Source organism: Pseudomonas sp. Irchel s3f19, assembly GCF_900187555.1.
Taxonomy (GTDB): domain Bacteria; phylum Pseudomonadota; class Gammaproteobacteria; order Pseudomonadales; family Pseudomonadaceae; genus Aquipseudomonas; species Aquipseudomonas capeferrum.
On the sequence record NZ_FYDW01000005.1, the window covers coordinates 59,834 to 75,396 of the forward strand.

Below are 15,563 nucleotides of genomic sequence, written 5' to 3' on the forward strand. Positions count from 1 at the left end.
GACGTTTAACTCCCTGTAATCATCAAATGACGTGCAAGCCGTCAGCACCCAGCGGCACCACCGGGCGTGGACGAATATCGGCGACCTCGGTGCCGGCATAGGCCCGGTGCAGGGCATGCGACATGGCGAAGTCCACCAGGCCCCGGTCCAGTGCCTCTTGCAGCTCCTGCGGCGAGCCGTCGGAGAAGTACGTCGGGGTGATGTCGATCGAGGCGCCCGGCTGCGAGTCGGGCCCGTTGTTCTTGTACAGGTTGAGGGTGAGCAGCGCGCTGAAGCCCGGCACTAGTGTGCAGCGCACGCCAACGAACTGCCCCAGGGCAGGCATGGCGACGTTGTCGATGGCAATCTTGTTGCCCTTCGAGTCCAGCTGGCTGCAACTCATCGACAGGGTCCAGCCCGTGGTCGGGAAGCCCATGTTGGTGACCTGCAACGAGTACTCGCGGCTGCCTGCGGTCACGTCGCTGGGGATGATCAGCTGCGATGCCATTTGCCGGGTGGGCGAACGCCCGGACTGCATCGACACGTTGCGCCAGCCGAACTGAAGGTTGTTGGTGATCAGCGCAGCCATGTCCAGTTGCGAGAACACATCCGGGAACGGGTTACCGGCGTTGTTCATCCAGGTGATGAAGCAATAGTGGTCACTGCCCCCGGTTGGCGGTTGCGGGTTGCTCCAGACAAAGGTGTCGGCCGTCACCCCGATACTCGACGATGCCAGGTTGACGATCGATGAGTCGTAATGCGGGTTCGTGCCGTCCGGGTGGTCGCGGTCCGTAGGGATGCCGTATTTGGCCCACTCGCTGGGCCACTGAATGGAGGCGCAGGGTACGCCGTACAGCAGCACCTTGGTCGAGCTGCTGACGGCAGCGCCATTGCGCCCGCGTACATAGATGTAATTGGGTGTGCCTTGGGTAATGGTGCCAGGCGACTGTTGCGCATAGCTGTTAGGCGTGGCCAACGCGGTCTGGAAGTTGGCCACTGGCTGGGTGCCCGCGATCCAGATATCGGGCGATGCCGACAAGGGCGAACTGGCCGGCACCGTGCCCTCGCTGCTCAGGTTGGGGCGCAGGTAGATGCCTCTGTCGTAGGCACCTTGCAAGGCGGCTATCCGGCTGGGTGCCTGCACGGACGGCCCGCGCAGCACCTGGCCATGGCCGACCACGGGTGGGTTCTTGGTTACGATCAACATTGCCAAACTCCTTTTTGACTACATCGAACGAGTACCGGTGCGCAGCGCACTGGCATCGACGAGGGTGGGTTGGGTTGCAGCAGACACCGACACCACATTGAGCACCGTGGTCGAGGTGTAACAGATCACATCGAGGGCCGCCTGGCCCACCAGCGAAAGGCCTTCGGTAGCCAGTACCACCCGTTTCAGACGCAAGGGTTTGCACACTTCCGGCAGGCAAGGGACGATGTTCAGCGCCACGACCGAGGCGCTTTGCCCAAGCGATGCGGGGATGGCTGCACCGAGGTGGCCCAGGCCATACAGGAAGGTCGCAACCACGCCCATGTCGTCGCGGTTTTCGGGCATCTTGTTGGCGCCCAGCACAAATATCCCGTCCAGCAGCACGCCTACGCAGGTGTAAATCCACAGCGTGCGGCTGGCACCGTCGGCGGTGGCGCAGCCAGGCACGCCGCTGGAGAAGATCCACGGGCAACTGCACAATTGCGCAGCAGTCTCCAGGGTGAGCGCGACGTAGGCGACGATCGCTGGCGGCCCTGCCTCCGGTGGCATGATGTCGCCCAGGGCAGTGAGGCTGCCGTAGAAGAAGTAGGCCACCGAGCCCAATACCCCGGTCAGCAGCGCGAGGTCGCGGGGCAGGCAACCGCTCCAGCCATCCTCGGCCTGCGCCAGCACCTGTCGGCCAGCCGGCTTGAGCCCGGTGGCGGTGAGCAGCGTGTCGGCATTGAACGCGGCCTTGAAGCGCAGCACGCTCGCCTGGTCCGGGAACGGCGCCTTGTTTTGCAGGATCTTGAACAGCACCGTGCCCGGCACCGCCAGCACCAACGACATCAAGTCCAGGGTGGTGAGGTCCGAGCCGTTGGTGATCAGCCGGTAAAGGTCACTGACAAAGGGAATGTTCCACTTGGCATTCATCAGCGTTTTGAGGCCCGCGATCAGCGTCGCGACCGTTTTCAGCATCGCATCGATCACCGCCTGCACGCCCGACAGCACCGCCTGCAGCACCCCTTCGACCACGCTCATCAGCGCTGCCAGCAGCTTGCGGAAGATCTCGTCCGGCGCCGTGCCCAGGTCTTGCAGGTACACCAGCGCCTGGGCGAACGCCTGGGACGACTCGGTAAAGTCGACCAAGTTCGCCAGCGCCTCCATGAACTGGGTGAACGGGCCGTCGGCCTCCTGGATCAGCGCCGCGGCAGCCATGCTCGACTGTGCGGCCGGCGCGTTGTTGATCAGGCCGTTGTAGACGATGTTGTTGGCCACCGCCTTGGACGTGGCCGGGTCATCCGGCGTATTGGCCTGCTCGTACCCACCCAGGCTGTAGCTACCGGCCAAGGTGTTGCGGGCCTCGGCGAACCACTGCTGCAACTGGCTTTGCAAGGTGTTGATGCTGCCATCGACGATACGTTGGATACCCCCGGTGGCGCCGACCAGGAAGTCGAAGCCGGTGTTGACGATGTGGGCAATGGCGTCATGGGTGCGCAGAATGTCGCCCCAGTTGAACAGAAATGCCAGCCATTCGTAGAGCTGCTGGAAGAACACCTTCACCGCCGAGAACACCGCCTCGGCCAGGTCGAACGCTTTCTCGACCGTGTCCACCAGGGTTTCGAACAGGTAGGTGACGCCGTCGACCACAAAGTGAATCGCCGCCTGTATCCCGGCACTGACCGTGGTCACTACGAAATCGACCACCTTGATGATGCCCTGGGCGACCCCGGCAATAAAATCACCGATGTCGGTCAACCAGCTGAACCACCCGCCCGACAGCGAACTGCTGCGCAAGGCCATCAGCAGCCCCGACGCCGCATCGGCGGACAAATCGGTAAAGCGCACCTCGCCATCCTGAACACTCAAATGCCAGTGCTGCTCCGGCACCAGCGCCAGGTCGAGCAAGCGCGCGCCTGCAAGCGCATCGCTACGCAACGAAACCCCAGCGCGAGGCCGGCGCGGGTCTACATACGGCGTTGCCGCCGAAGCCTTGCGGTACAGCGGGCTTGCCAACTGCATGCTGCGGCTGACCGCCTCGGCCACCGCGTTGGCGGTTTCCTGCTTGTGGTACTGATCGCGCAGCAACGGCGCACCACCGGCCAGCTTGGCGTTCATCAACTCCTCGCCCGTGGTGACGCTGAGCCTGTCCTGCACCTCGGCATCCTGACGGATCTCGATGCGCTCGCCGGGCGACATCAACGACGGCACCGCCACCAAAATCGCCGGAGCCGCCAACGCACTGACCTGCTGCGCAATCGACAGCACCCCGGCGCTGTTGGTCAACAACCGCACCGGCCGGCGCGGCGTGGCGTAGTAGACCCCACCATTGATGGCCAGCCGCGACGGCTCCTCGGTCCATACTTCGACCGGCGTATCGGCCAGTGGCGTGCCCACTTCACTGAACAACGTGACATCCGTGCTGTACGAAGCGAAGTCCTCGATCTTGCCGCCCGCCTGCACCTGCAGCGGCGCAATATTCCAGTTACCGCTGAGGGTTTCGCGGGTGAGTTGAGTGACGGTGTTTTGCTGCGCCTGAATCGCGAACACCGCCAGCCCGCCGTCTTCCACCGTCGCCTGAAACGACTGCACGCCGTTGTATATCGGCGTCGGCTGCGACCAGCCGGTGGCTGAAGGGGCGCTTTGGCTGGCGTGGTACAGCGTATTGTCCACGCCCAGCAAAAGCGCATTCAGCGCCGGGCGCGAAGGCAGCACAGCCACCTGCTTGAACGACGACGCCACCGTCAACTGCGCCCAGCTGTACGGCTGCTTGCCACCCCCGACCAGGCAATAGGCATTGCCATCGGAAAGAACGGCCAGCACCTGGGTATTGCCCACCTCATCGGTCGCCGCCGCCACATCCAGGCTGCGGAAGTTGGCGGCAATCGCCGGCCGATCGAGCTGCCCGGTGCTGAGGGTGTATTCGAGGATGACCGTATCGAACACCGAGAACGCCACATTGGCGTCGCTGTTGCCCGTCCACACCGCGTTGAGGGTCTGCAACTGCAAGGTGGTGCCATTGAGCGAGGCCGGTGCACGCCCAGCCCACACGCCCCAGCTGAAGTTGTACAGTGTGCCAACCAGGCCCTTGGCTTCGATCAGCACCCCGATGTACAGCTTGTTGTTGATGCGCGTGGTGGTGATACGCGCAATGCGGATGGCATTGGAAGGCAACGGCACATCGATCATTTTCACCGCCGACCAGCGCGAAGCCGATGTGGGCTGCTCGACGCAGTACAGCAGGTTGGTGCCTTGGGCGGCGAACAGCACGATGTCGCCGCTCGGGGTCAGGCCGGTGGCGATCACCTCACCGGTCAGCCCGGTGGCTGTCGCGCTGTTGGCCGTGGTGCTTTGCGGGTCGGGGTAGATGTTCCAGACCTCGGTATTGCTGCCGCTGGTGAACAGCTCCACATCGCCACGGCCATTGACGATGGCCGATGCCGAGCTGCCACCGTGCACCGCACTGGCCACGCGGTAGTTCTGCATGAAGCGCGATTCTGGGACGACGGTGACGGGGGTACGGGCGTGCGGGGGCGACGACGCTAATCTTTCCATGATTTGCTCCGGGGGGCAGGTTGGTCCATCGACGGAGAGAGTAGGAGCGTTTTGACAGGGGGCTTCGTTTATTTTGGAATACAGAGGGTAGCGATTTGCTATCAGCTTCTTCTATGGCGCTTCCACACTGCCTGTAGGAGCGGGTTTACCCCGCGAACACCGGCAACGCCGGTGCCATACCCCGCCAGTGCAAAAAATATGTTCTGATCTGCAAAGCAGGCACTACACAAGGAACCGAGTGATGAACTGCCATATCCGCTTGGCGAAACCAGAAGATGCCGAGGACATAAGCCGCGTCGTGATAGCTGCATTACGCCGGTCGAACGCAGCTGACTACGATGCCGGCACGATATTGCGCGTGGAAGCATCGTTTAGCGCAAACGCCATTCTTGAACTGCTCACTCGACGCCTGGTATTCGTGGCATTGAATGAGGGCCAAGTGATTGCCACCGCCAGCCTTGACGCAGATGTGGTCAGGAGTGTGTTCGTTGACCCTGAATTTCAGGGGCATGGGGTCGGCAAGCAGATGATGGAGGTGATCGAAAATGAAGCGATTGCCCGAGGGCTGGAAGGGTTGCGAGTGCCCTCTTCCGTTACTGCTGAAGGGTTCTATGCAGGCCTGGGGTTCTGCAAGGTGCGGGATGTATTTTGTGGCGAGGAACGTACGATTGTGATGCAGAAGCGGTTGATAAGGGCGTAATTGAAGTGCCTGTTCTGAATGGCAAAATTGCCACCATTTAGATCAGCAGCCGTGGCTCTTCCGAGCCACTGCCAAAGCACTTGGCCTTTTGAGCCAAATGCGCCCCCCTGCAGATTAAGCCCGGTGCCGAGCGACGGCCTTGCCCACATTTTCGAGTTGAATAAGCGGTGTATGCAGGCGCTGCTCTTTCACGAGTTCTTCCGCACAGCCAATCCTCACATAATTAACCAATGAATTGACGGCCAACGTACCAAATATGGGCACGGTGACTATCAGAAGCATCAGATATTCAAGGTCATAGCGAAGAACGCCAACCACCAAGAATGGGGCAAGCGCAATGGCGGCGAGCACAACATACTTCAGGCACTCCCAACATTTACGCCACCGCCTGGAGAACGCGGTCCTGTAAGGTTGCTTGAACGCTATCTTATGATTCGACGCGTCCATATCAACATAGGCACGTGAAAAAACGTAATCCGTTAACCGTCGCTGAGGCTTATCCAGCGATATCAAGTAAGCAATATCGGTAGCGTTGATGCCTCGCGTGCCAGCTATGGCATGGTAGCCGCGTTCCACCGCCAGGGGGTGTAGCCGTTCAGCATCAAGGTCACTGAAAAACTCCTTCGCAAAGCGATAGTCGTCTTTGAGACGGGCCTTGGTACCCACCGAAAGGTCAATAATAACCTTGGCCGCAGCCATCATTGTCGTCACTGCACTCACAATACTAAATAAAACCTTCAAGTCCATTTTCAAGCATTCTCATCTAAATTTGGCACCGCGGCGGGGATGCCAATCAAGCCAGATTCCTCTCTGGCCGCTTAACTTCGGCGGCTCAATCGAACGCCCCGTTCACAACCTCGTAAATAATCCCGGTCGCGACCGCCACGAGCAGCAAGTCCCCCCCCGCCTGCATCCACTCGTAGCCCTCATAATGAGGCAGTTGCCCAAGCAACCGGCCATCCAGCTTCTTGGCGATACCCGGCGGCAGCGGTTTGCCGCGCGCCAGGTTCTTTTGAATGCCAGGCGGCAATGCAGGGCCTGGGCTCCAATAGCTGCGATGGCCACTCAAGATGCCCAGCACATCGCCTCGGTCGATTGATGGCCCGCCGTGCCAGTCACCGCCACCCGAGCTCGACTTTTTACCGCCAGGATTGCCCTGCCCTTGGGAATGCTGGCCCTGCCCCTTACCTTGCCCGTGCCCTTTGTTATTGCCGTTACCGTTTCCCGGGTCGGCGTACGAAGCGCCAGGGGCCGCTAACAGCGCCATTGAGGTTACTGCGGCAATCAACACGTGCAACTTGGCCATTACGACACCCTTTTTCAGTGAAGCGGTTTACTGAACTTTAGGCCATGCGGCCATTGCGTAGCTGCGGGCTAAGCTAGTTTGGACATGCCCCAGCCATCCGGAGCCCGCCGATGGACCCTTCCAAACCTGCACAGCCCTCTGTCTCCGAGCCTTCCGAACACGTCGACCATCTCAGGTTTCACCGCGCCCATGCGCACATGCAACCGGTGTTTGGCAACGACGCGTTCGCCCGCAAGGCAGAAGCCTTCGCCCGCTTCTTTGGCACGCCCTTGTTTCTAGGGTCACAGTCACTCGTGGTATTGATCTGGGTGGGCATCAGCCTGTCAGGGCTGTCCGATTTCGACCCCTACCCCTTCATTCTGCTCAACCTGGCGTTCAGCCTACAGGCAGCCTATGCGGCGCCCCTGATTCTGCTCGCTCAAACCCGCCAGGCCGATCGTGACAAGGCCTCTTCCGAGGCAGATGCCCGCCACCGCGAGGCCATTGCCATGGCCAACCAACGCCGCCAGCGCGATGCTGAGACGCACAGTAAACAATTGCAGCAGCTATTGGAGGTGAATACCCATTTGACCGAAGCCACCAAGCAGATGAGCGAGAGGATTGAAATGCTGACCTCGCAATTGCACGCGCACTTATTGAGCGCAGGAGGGCGAGTAGCCGAGCACAACGACTAACCGTCAGGGAGCCCCACGGGCGTCGTGACCTGAAAGAGGTGGCACCTCTACGCCAGGCACCGCCTCATGGCGCAAGCTATTACTGTTTCTGCTGCTTCATGGTCTGCCGATGCAACTCAATGAACGGCGCCTCGGCCGGGTCGATTCGATCCATGCCCGCCGCAATCCGGTGCCAGTACGGATACTGCGGCGCAATCCGCGTCACCCGTTCGAGCAATTGCTGGTCTTCGGCGGTCAGCAGCAGCTCCACCGCCTGCAAGTTATCGTGCAACTGCTCGGCCGTGCGCGCCGCCGTGATCACGCTGGTGATACCGGGCCGGTCCTTGAGCCAGGCCAGGCACACCCGCGCCGGCGAGCAGCCATGGCGCTGCCCCACCTCGATGAGTGCCTCGATGATGTCGTACGCGCGCTCTTGGTCGTGCACGTAGGGCTCTGGCCAGTCATTGCCCTGGCGCGTGCCGCTCGGGGTCTTGTGCCCGCGCCGTACCTTGCCGGTCAACAACCCCTCCCCCAGCGGCCCCCACACCAGTGTGGCGATACCCTGGTCGAGCGCCATCGGCAGCAGCTCATACTCGGCCTCGCGCGCCTCGGGGGTGTAATAGATCTGCTGGGTAACCGGCTGCTGCCAGCCCTTGAGCTGGGCGGTGCCGAGGGTTTTCATCATCTGCCACGCGGTGTAGTTGGAGGTGCCGAAATATCGCACCTTGCCGCTTTGCACCAATTGCTCCAGCGCCGACAGCGTCTCTTCAACTGGCGTGATGCCATCCCAATTGTGAATCTGGTAGAGGTCGATATGGTCGGTGCCCAGGCGCTTGAGGCTCGCCTCGCAGGCGCGGATCAGGTGATAGCGCGAAGCCCCGCTGTCGTTGGGGTTGTCGCCCATCGGGCTGCGCGCTTTGGTGGCCAGTATGATCGACTGGCGCCGCTGCCCCAGCGCCTGGCCGACGATTTCTTCGGCCAGGCCGTGGGAGTAAAGGTCCGCTGTGTCGACCAGGTTGACCCCAACGTCGAAGGCCATGTCGAACATGCGCCTGGCCAGCGCTACGTCCACGCTGCCGGTTTTTTCGAATGCGCCCCGGCCGCCGAACGGGACTGTGCCGATGACCAGCTCCGAAACCAGCAGGCCGGTATTGCCAAGTGCGCGGTATTTCATGGTGAGTACCTCCAAATGCAAAGGACTTGGAAGTACCGACGATACTGCGTGCTGAAACGTTCAATCCGATCGTTTACGAGGGGCTTGATACTCATAGGGCTGTTCAACGCTCTGCCGTTCCTCGTCCGTCGCGCCATCACGCGCTGGCCAATCTGCGTCCTCTTGCTCATTCATCAGCGGGTCGTCATCAGGGTTCGGGACTGTAGGGTTGTCCGGGTTCACGGCAGGGTCGGGCGAAGTGGGCAGGTCACGGTTGCTGCCGCCTTGCGCGGTGTGGTCACTGTTCATCGCTGTACGCCTCGGATGAAACGCTGGGTCACCCAGCGAGCTTACGGATGCTCGCTGGACACTGAATTGTTGGCGTCGACATCCCTCATCTCTTCCTCAATCGGCGACTCATCGTCCGCCGGCAATGGTACTTCGCCTTCATCAGGGCCAGCCTTTTGCGCCGCGTCATCCTGGGCGTCCTGACCCGAGCCTGGGTCGCCGGGTGGAGGGTTCCAATCTTCCGGTCGTTTCTCGGACCATTTTTCGCCCGCGCCCTGTTTGGGTTCAGACTCAGTCTGCTCCAGCCCTGACCCATGGACCGCGCCGGTTTCAGGTGCCAGTTCTTCTGGGCCTGGATAGGGCGCATCGGGGCCGTTGTGATCGATTGCCATGATAGTTCTCCAGTTTGCGTGCCAACGCCTCAATAGAGAGAGCGTGCCCCGGCAGCGCCTATTGGCGCTTGAAACCGGGGTGCACGACTACACCGAACGCCCCGGCCTTATTCAGCGCCCGGGGGGATACCGTCCTTGTTCTTGTCCTTGAGCTTGGCCTTTTCCTCTTCCGTGGAATGCGCCGGTACCTGGCTTTGTTGCGTATCGTCTTTGCGCTCAGTCATCGTGCTGCCCTCAGGTTGATGAACGTTAGGCACCCCTGCAGTTGGGCAGTTCAAGCGAATGTGCGACGCTGGCCGCTCACGCCTGCGCGGTGAAGACCGGCTCGCCGCACACAGGCTTTGCATTGTCGGTCAATGCATTACTTCAAGGCCGCATCAAAGGCTCGATACCGATCCACTTCTTCACGGGGTGGTAGCAGAGCTCGATGGGTGGGATCGGCAGTTTTCGGCCTTGGGCCTCTAATGCGCCCAGGTGGATGATCCACTTGGCATCGGCGTTGAACTTGTCCGTCTGGAAAATCACATAGGCGGAGCCGTAGCGTTTGTTGTTGGTGATTTTGGGGATGTGGCGCTGCACTTCGTCGCTGTTGATGTTGTAGGGCGATGGGCGCGCTGAGGGTGGGTACACCAGCGGAAAGTCGTAGGTTTTGTCGATGCCCAGGTAGACCTCTGGCCGCGCACTCAGGCGCGAGCCGTCTTCGAAGGTGATGTAGGCCTGGCGGCTGTCGTACAGGATCGGGATCGGCGGCTCTCCACGGTTGCCAGACGATGGGCGTTGGCGGTTTTTGTTGTAGGCGATGAGCTGTACGTAGAACTCCGGCCGCGAGTACTTCTCGCCGGGATAGTCGACGTACAAGCCCTGCGAAAATGGCCGGTCGCTCCACTGGGCGGCGTGGTCGTAGAGGTACATTTCCAGGTAGAGGGTGGTCTCGCCTTGCGGGCCTGGGACTTTGAACTGGAATTCGGATTGGCAGAGGTCCGCGTAGGCAGCGCGTTCGCGCTTCCAGGGGACGCAGGCGGCCAGGGTGGTCATGGCCAGCAACAACAGGAGGCAGCTTGCGGGTTTTAAGTTAGTCATGACCTTCCTTGGTTTGAATGCCTGTCACGGGTTAGTTTCGAAGCCCGAGCGTTGCGAGTTGTTGCGGCGAACGGCCTAAAAATCAGATTTAAACCCTATCTTGTAGTCCATTTCCCAAAGATACTCGCTGCGCCTGTTTTTCGTTGCGGTCGTTTTTGATGCTGAAGATAGTCCCTGCCGAAGCCGTTGCCCAGCAGGCGATGTTCATGCAACCCAAGTCGCCCTCCTCCTTATTGATCATGACCTCGATGCACGAGCTTGAAACCTTGCGCAGACTGCTTGAGGTGGCATTGGCGCAAGTGCAAATGCCGACTGAGCCGGGAACGCGGCACTAAGGGCATCTACGCCCGCGACCTGTCCATCGACGGCCTGATGGAAGACAAACCCTACTTGCTTTGGGCCTCGCACTACCTCTGCGCCCTGGCCAAGGCCCTGCTTGACGATGCCGAGCTGGGCATGCTGAAAACTCAAAAGTAACCACTTGTGGGAGCGGGCTTGGCCCGCGAAGGGCCGCAAAAGCGGCCCAGCAACTCAATTACCACCACGGACTCATACAGCGCCCAGGAATACAGGTACCCGCCTGGCCATCCCCTGTCTGCAAGCCCCCTCCCCACAGTCAATTTTTGTAAATTCTAGGTAAATTATTTTTCACATTTTCTTTTAAATGATTCTCGTTTGCGTTAATGTCCCGCCCCGATTGCATTCTGCCCCTGGAATCCAACCGCTCGACAAGGACAGTTACACGATGCCATTCCCACCTTTTTCCCGTGCCCTGCTCACCGTCGCACTGCTCGCCGCGACTGCGGTGCAGGCCGAGGAAATTCACGAGCTTGAACCGCTTCCCGCCACAGAACTGCAAGCCTCGTTCGTCACCGCCACGGGCGGCGGCACGGATGTGCGAGATGCGCCGGCCAGCGTCAGCGTCATCACCCGGGAGGAGATCGAGCGCCAGCCGGTCTACGACCTGAACACCCTGCTACGCCGCATCCCCGGCGTTACCGGGGGTTACGGCCCCGTGGGCGAGCAGTCGAAGATCAAGCTGCGCGGCCTTGACGACAAATACACCTTGATCCTGGTGGACGGTAAACGCATCGGCAGCTCCGCCGACACTAACTACCGCCGTGATCTGGGTCGCCAGGACATCAACTGGATCTCGCCGAACATGATTGAGCGGATCGAGATCGTGCGCGGGCCGATGTCGTCGTTGTATGGCTCGGACGCCATGGGTGGTGTGATCAACATCATCACCCGCAAGGTATCCCGTGAGTGGAGCGGCTCGCTCAACGTCAATACCACGATCCCAGAAGACTCCGACCGCGGTCAGACCAACCAGACCAGCGTTAACCTCTCTGGCCCTGTCACCGACTCCCTGGGGCTGCGCCTGGGCGCCAACCTTACTCGGCGCGCTGCCGACGAAGCCGAGCCGCGCCTCGATGCACTAGGTGACTTCGTTTACAACGACGGCGCCGGCGGTTCCAAAGACCACAGCGTCAATGCCTTGCTTAATTGGCAGATCAACGACAACCATGAGTTGTCCTTCGAGGCTATCCAAGGCGTGGAGCGTTCGTGGTCGTCGAAGAAAACCTTCGGTGACTGGGGTGACACGGTCGGTGAGGGCTTCGGTGCCGGGCGCCTGACCCGTGATAGCTTCGTGGTCTCTCACCACGGCGATTGGGGCTTTGGTACCTCGCGTATCGACGCTTACCTGAACAAGTTCGACAACGAACTCAGCGAGGGCAAGGCCAACTCCGAAGAAAAAATCGTCGAGGGTAGCCTTAACATCCCGTTTGAACTGCTGGTAAACCAGCGCCTCACCGTTGGCGGCCAATGGAAACGCGAGCAACTGACCAACACCGACACGCTGGGCACCGTACCGGTTGATTACCAAGGGGCAACGGTGGGCGGCGCGGAGCTTGAGGGCGACTATTCCGCGCTGTTTATCGAAGACGAGCTGTTTCTGCTCGACAACCTATCGCTGACGTTGGGGAACCGCTTCGACCACAGCGACGAGTACGGCAACCACAACAGCCCACGTGCTTACGTGGTCTATCACCCTCACCCTGACTGGACTGTACGCGGTGGCGTGTCACGCGGCTTCCGTGCCCCCAGCCTGAAAGAAGGCAGTGCTGGCGCGGCGACCAACTCTGGCGGTCGCGGTTGTACATCATTGCGCCCGCTGGGTTATGTGACCGGCAGTTGCTGGATGGCAGGCAACCCGAACCTGCGTCCGGAAATCAGCACCAACAAAGAGATTGGCGTCTCCTTCGACCGCGACGGTTGGGAGGCCAGCCTCACTTACTTCCACACCGACTTCAAAGACAAAATCGAGTATGCGCCGCTGGGGTATTTCCAGGGCCGCTGGTGGACCATGCTGGAAAATGCTGACAAAGCCCGCACCCGCGGCTGGGAAGGCAGCACCAAAGTGCCGTTGTGGGAAAACGCCAGCTGGCGCACCAATGCCACCTACATGCTCGAAAGCCGCAACCTGTCGACCGGTGAAGACCTGATCAGCTCGCCGAAGCTGTCGTTGTACAGCGCCATCGACTGGCAGATCACCGAACGGTTCGGTACCGAATTGTCAGCTCAGCACGTGGGTAAGCAACGCGGCCTGGGTACCGACTTCGTCAAGCCGTACACCACGTACGATCTGACCGCCAACTGGGCAGCCACCCACTGGCTCACCCTGAATGTCGGCGTGCAGAACCTGCTGGATGAAGACCCGCGTGATGACTCGACCAGCTATTACGTGCCTGGCCGGGCGTATTTTGCTGGGGTAACTACCTACTTTTAATTGGCAGCGGACAACCCAGAATTCGCGCTTTTTTTTACGCGAATTCTGGGTTACTTGTGTGAGGCGCCGTCGGCGCTCAAGCAGCAGCGACCCGTTCGCCATCACCGCTGACCTCGAATTGCCCCACCAGCTTCTGCAGCTTGCCGGCATCCACCTTTACCTTCTGCGCGCTGTTTTGCAGCACCACTGCGGTCTGGCGCATCTCGCTGGAGGAGTGGTTAACCTGTTCGATGGTCTTGCCATACTCGATGCTGCGGCGGTTGAGCTGCTGGATGATGGCGAACATGCCCTCCACCGCCTGGTGAAGTTGCACGTTCTCCGACGACGCATCCTCGGCCAGGCGCAAACTATCATCGACATTCTGCACGCCCTCCTCCATAAAACTCACCGCTTGCTGCGTTTCGTTCTGCAGGCCTTCGACCATGTGCCGGATATCGTCGGCCGCCCGCGCGGTGCGGGCCGCCAGACTGCGCACCTCATCGGCCACCACCGCGAACCCACGGCCATGCTCGCCCGCCCGTGCCGCCTCAATGGCGGCATTTAACGCCAGTAGGTTGGTCTGGTTGGTAATGTCGCTGATCAGCCCGGTGATATTGCCAATCTGCGCCATGCGGCTGTCGAGCAGTTGCACACTAGAGGCCGAGCGGGCCACCACATCGCGAATCGATTGGGTGCCCGCCTGCACAGCCAGGTACTGCTCGCGGGCGCGGCTGACCACCTCGTCCATGGCCTGCTTCATGTGTTCGGCGCTGACCGAAGCCTGCTGCAGCTCACCGAGCTGTTCCTCCATGATGATCATCATCTGGTGCACCGCATCGGCCACCTCGACAGAGCTCACGCTCGCTTCCTGGCTGCGCCCGAGCATCATCTGGTTGGTGCTGGCAACCGTGCGGCTGGCCTTGACCACCTGCCCCACCACGGCGTCCAGGCGGTCGATGAAACTGTTGATCCAGCGCGCCATGTCGCCACTCTCGTCATTGGCCAGGGCGCCAGTGTCCAGGCGCTGGCGCAGGTTGCCCTCACCCTCGGCGATGGTACGCAGCACACCGCTCATGCCGTTCAACCTGGCCGCCAGGCGCCTTGGCCCGAGCACGCCGAACAGCAGCGTAGCACCGACCATGCTGAGGGCCTGGATGGCGTCGTTCACCCCCTGTGGCAATCCGGCGTAATGCTGCACCAGGTAATTACAGCCGAACAGCCCAACCATGGTCGCCACGTAGGGTTTCATCAACCGGTAGCTCAGCGAACGGCGGCGATAGACCTCCTCCAAGTCGGCCTCGCACATCATGCCCCAACGGTCGGGCGACCCTGGTAACTGGAAGGTCACGCCCTTGCCGACCACCGGCACATGGCGGTAGTCCGAATAACCCGGGTAAGTCACGAACAGGTTGGTACCACGCCGGATGGTTTCCCGCACGCCGGGGTGCAGCTCACGCGTCGCGGGGTCGGTGAAGCGCAGCTCCAGCTCGGTATGGCGCTGCACCTGCACAGTGCTCCAGGGCGTACGCACGCCGCTCTTGAGGTTTTCGCCATGGGTAAACGTCCCGTCCTCAAAGCGCGAACGGGACAAAGCGGTGCCTGGTTGCACGGTCAGGTCGAAACGCGATTGCACCATAAACAGATAGTTGTCGCCCGACTCGGCAAAAATATGCCCGGCCTCGCGCTGGATCAGGTCGCCCAGCACATCATTGGGGACCCGGCCACACAGGCAGCCCAGGACGTTGCCCGCGTGCCTGATCGGCTGGTAGAACATCAGCGTCACCTCATCGTGAAAACGCGACGAGGATGGGCCGATCTGCAAGGTCATCGGGTCGCTGTAGGGCCCGTGAAGAAATGGCGCTTTCAGGCCTTGGGCCAACGCCGCGAGCTGCTCGCTCTGCGTACTGCCACGCTTTGGCCAGGTGGATACCCTGACGTTGCCCGTGCAGTCAATCACACTCAGTTCCGAAAAATCTTCGGCCTGTGCCAGCTTGTCGAGTAATGCCGAGGGCTGAATATGAGCGAAGTCTGCTGCCAGGCATTCCGCCAACTCTGCCAGGTGATCCCATTGTTCGCGCGCCCAGTTGTGCAGCAATTGCACCCGCGTCTGGGCAATGGCTTCGAACGTCTGCTCGATTTCTACATAGTTCGAACGATTGAGGCGGCACGCCCACCTCATGCTGAACTTGCCGGCTTTGCCGAACCAGGGCAGCCAACCCCGCTCGCTCGATGACAACTGCATGGAACTACTTGAAAGCGACATTAAGTTCACCATAAGCGACACAGATATCAAAATGCCAGCAACTTCCACGCCAACTGTAATCCAAGCGGAATGCCGGGTAGTGGCTACCACTAGACACTCACTGCTGGTGCATGAAGGCTGTTATTCCAGGCCACTTCGCACCCTGAAGGGGCGCGGAGAGAATGAAGCGATCGTTGGCATGGTCTGCTGCTGTTCACATAAGAATGCCGAGGCCGCTCCACCGACCGCGTTATGCCGC

At 60.7% G+C, this 15,563-nt stretch carries 12 protein-coding genes; 3 read left to right on the plus strand and 9 right to left on the minus strand.

The window, feature by feature from the left end; genetic code table 11:
• Nucleotides 1-22: 22 nt before the first annotated feature.
• Nucleotides 23-1,186 (minus strand): hypothetical protein, encoded by a 1,164-nt coding sequence (locus CKW22_RS14155; RefSeq protein WP_033697071.1) that lies wholly within the window; start codon nt 1,184-1,186, stop codon nt 23-25.
• 18 nt (nt 1,187-1,204) lie between these two features.
• The gene (locus tag CKW22_RS14160; protein WP_143500736.1) at nt 1,205-4,720 is read right to left on the minus strand and encodes a hypothetical protein; all 3,516 of its coding nucleotides are present in this window, start codon (nt 4,718-4,720) and stop codon (nt 1,205-1,207) included.
• A gap of 241 nt (nt 4,721-4,961) precedes the next feature.
• Between CKW22_RS14160 and CKW22_RS14165 the strand changes: the two genes are divergently transcribed.
• Complete coding sequence (locus CKW22_RS14165; RefSeq protein WP_033697067.1) at nt 4,962-5,420, plus strand: GNAT family N-acetyltransferase; 459 nt, start codon at nt 4,962-4,964, stop codon at nt 5,418-5,420.
• 114 nt (nt 5,421-5,534) lie between these two features.
• Here CKW22_RS14165 and CKW22_RS14170 read toward each other — a convergent pair whose 3' ends face one another.
• Complete coding sequence (locus CKW22_RS14170) at nt 5,535-6,173, minus strand: hypothetical protein (RefSeq protein WP_143500738.1); 639 nt, start codon at nt 6,171-6,173, stop codon at nt 5,535-5,537.
• A gap of 79 nt (nt 6,174-6,252) precedes the next feature.
• Nucleotides 6,253-6,726, minus strand: a complete 474-nt coding sequence (locus tag CKW22_RS14175; protein ID WP_033697065.1) for an anti-virulence regulator CigR family protein — start codon at nt 6,724-6,726, stop codon at nt 6,253-6,255.
• Between the two features lie 110 nt (nt 6,727-6,836).
• On the opposite strand from CKW22_RS14175, the gene CKW22_RS14180 reads away from it, so the two are divergent.
• Entirely contained in the window at nt 6,837-7,400 is a 564-nt protein-coding gene (locus tag CKW22_RS14180) for a DUF1003 domain-containing protein (RefSeq protein WP_033697062.1), read from the plus strand.
• Between the two features lie 79 nt (nt 7,401-7,479).
• On the opposite strand, the gene CKW22_RS14185 is transcribed toward CKW22_RS14180, so the two are convergent.
• From CKW22_RS14185 to CKW22_RS14200, 4 genes are all read right to left on the minus strand, one after another.
• The gene (locus CKW22_RS14185; protein ID WP_095064259.1) at nt 7,480-8,553 is read right to left on the minus strand and encodes an aldo/keto reductase; all 1,074 of its coding nucleotides are present in this window, start codon (nt 8,551-8,553) and stop codon (nt 7,480-7,482) included.
• Between the two features lie 60 nt (nt 8,554-8,613).
• On the minus strand, nt 8,614-8,841 hold the full coding sequence (locus CKW22_RS14190; RefSeq protein ID WP_052040628.1) for a hypothetical protein: 228 nt from the start codon (nt 8,839-8,841) through the stop codon (nt 8,614-8,616).
• A gap of 41 nt (nt 8,842-8,882) precedes the next feature.
• Complete coding sequence (locus CKW22_RS14195) at nt 8,883-9,212, minus strand: hypothetical protein (RefSeq protein WP_033697060.1); 330 nt, start codon at nt 9,210-9,212, stop codon at nt 8,883-8,885.
• Between the two features lie 366 nt (nt 9,213-9,578).
• Nucleotides 9,579-10,292 (minus strand): hypothetical protein, encoded by a 714-nt coding sequence (locus CKW22_RS14200; protein ID WP_033697059.1) that lies wholly within the window; start codon nt 10,290-10,292, stop codon nt 9,579-9,581.
• Nucleotides 10,293-11,037: 745 nt separating this feature from the next.
• On the opposite strand from CKW22_RS14200, the gene CKW22_RS14210 reads away from it, so the two are divergent.
• Nucleotides 11,038-13,083: a TonB-dependent receptor domain-containing protein gene (locus CKW22_RS14210; protein WP_095064261.1), complete on the plus strand. Its 2,046-nt coding sequence runs from the start codon at nt 11,038-11,040 to the stop codon at nt 13,081-13,083.
• Nucleotides 13,084-13,159: 76 nt separating this feature from the next.
• Here CKW22_RS14210 and CKW22_RS14215 read toward each other — a convergent pair whose 3' ends face one another.
• On the minus strand, nt 13,160-15,337 hold the full coding sequence (locus tag CKW22_RS14215; RefSeq protein ID WP_371856420.1) for a methyl-accepting chemotaxis protein: 2,178 nt from the start codon (nt 15,335-15,337) through the stop codon (nt 13,160-13,162).
• Nucleotides 15,338-15,563: the final 226 nt, after the last annotated feature.

What these genes read in the sequence shown, in the direction of transcription:
- CKW22_RS14210 (WP_095064261.1), top strand. Translation starts at nt 11,038, where the DNA reads ATGCCATTCCCACCTTTTTCCCGTGCCCTGCTCACCGTCGCACTGCTC.
- CKW22_RS14175 (WP_033697065.1), bottom strand. Translation starts at nt 6,726, where the DNA reads ATGGCCAAGTTGCACGTGTTGATTGCCGCAGTAACCTCAATGGCGCTG.
- CKW22_RS14200 (WP_033697059.1), bottom strand. Translation starts at nt 10,292, where the DNA reads ATGACTAACTTAAAACCCGCAAGCTGCCTCCTGTTGTTGCTGGCCATG.
- CKW22_RS14185 (WP_095064259.1), bottom strand. Translation starts at nt 8,553, where the DNA reads ATGAAATACCGCGCACTTGGCAATACCGGCCTGCTGGTTTCGGAGCTG.
- CKW22_RS14155 (WP_033697071.1), bottom strand. Translation starts at nt 1,186, where the DNA reads ATGTTGATCGTAACCAAGAACCCACCCGTGGTCGGCCATGGCCAGGTG.
- CKW22_RS14180 (WP_033697062.1), top strand. Translation starts at nt 6,837, where the DNA reads ATGGACCCTTCCAAACCTGCACAGCCCTCTGTCTCCGAGCCTTCCGAA.
- CKW22_RS14195 (WP_033697060.1), bottom strand. Translation starts at nt 9,212, where the DNA reads ATGGCAATCGATCACAACGGCCCCGATGCGCCCTATCCAGGCCCAGAA.
- CKW22_RS14165 (WP_033697067.1), top strand. Translation starts at nt 4,962, where the DNA reads ATGAACTGCCATATCCGCTTGGCGAAACCAGAAGATGCCGAGGACATA.
- CKW22_RS14160 (WP_143500736.1), bottom strand. Translation starts at nt 4,720, where the DNA reads ATGGAAAGATTAGCGTCGTCGCCCCCGCACGCCCGTACCCCCGTCACC.
- CKW22_RS14215 (WP_371856420.1), bottom strand. Translation starts at nt 15,337, where the DNA reads ATGGTGAACTTAATGTCGCTTTCAAGTAGTTCCATGCAGTTGTCATCG.
- CKW22_RS14190 (WP_052040628.1), bottom strand. Translation starts at nt 8,841, where the DNA reads ATGAACAGTGACCACACCGCGCAAGGCGGCAGCAACCGTGACCTGCCC.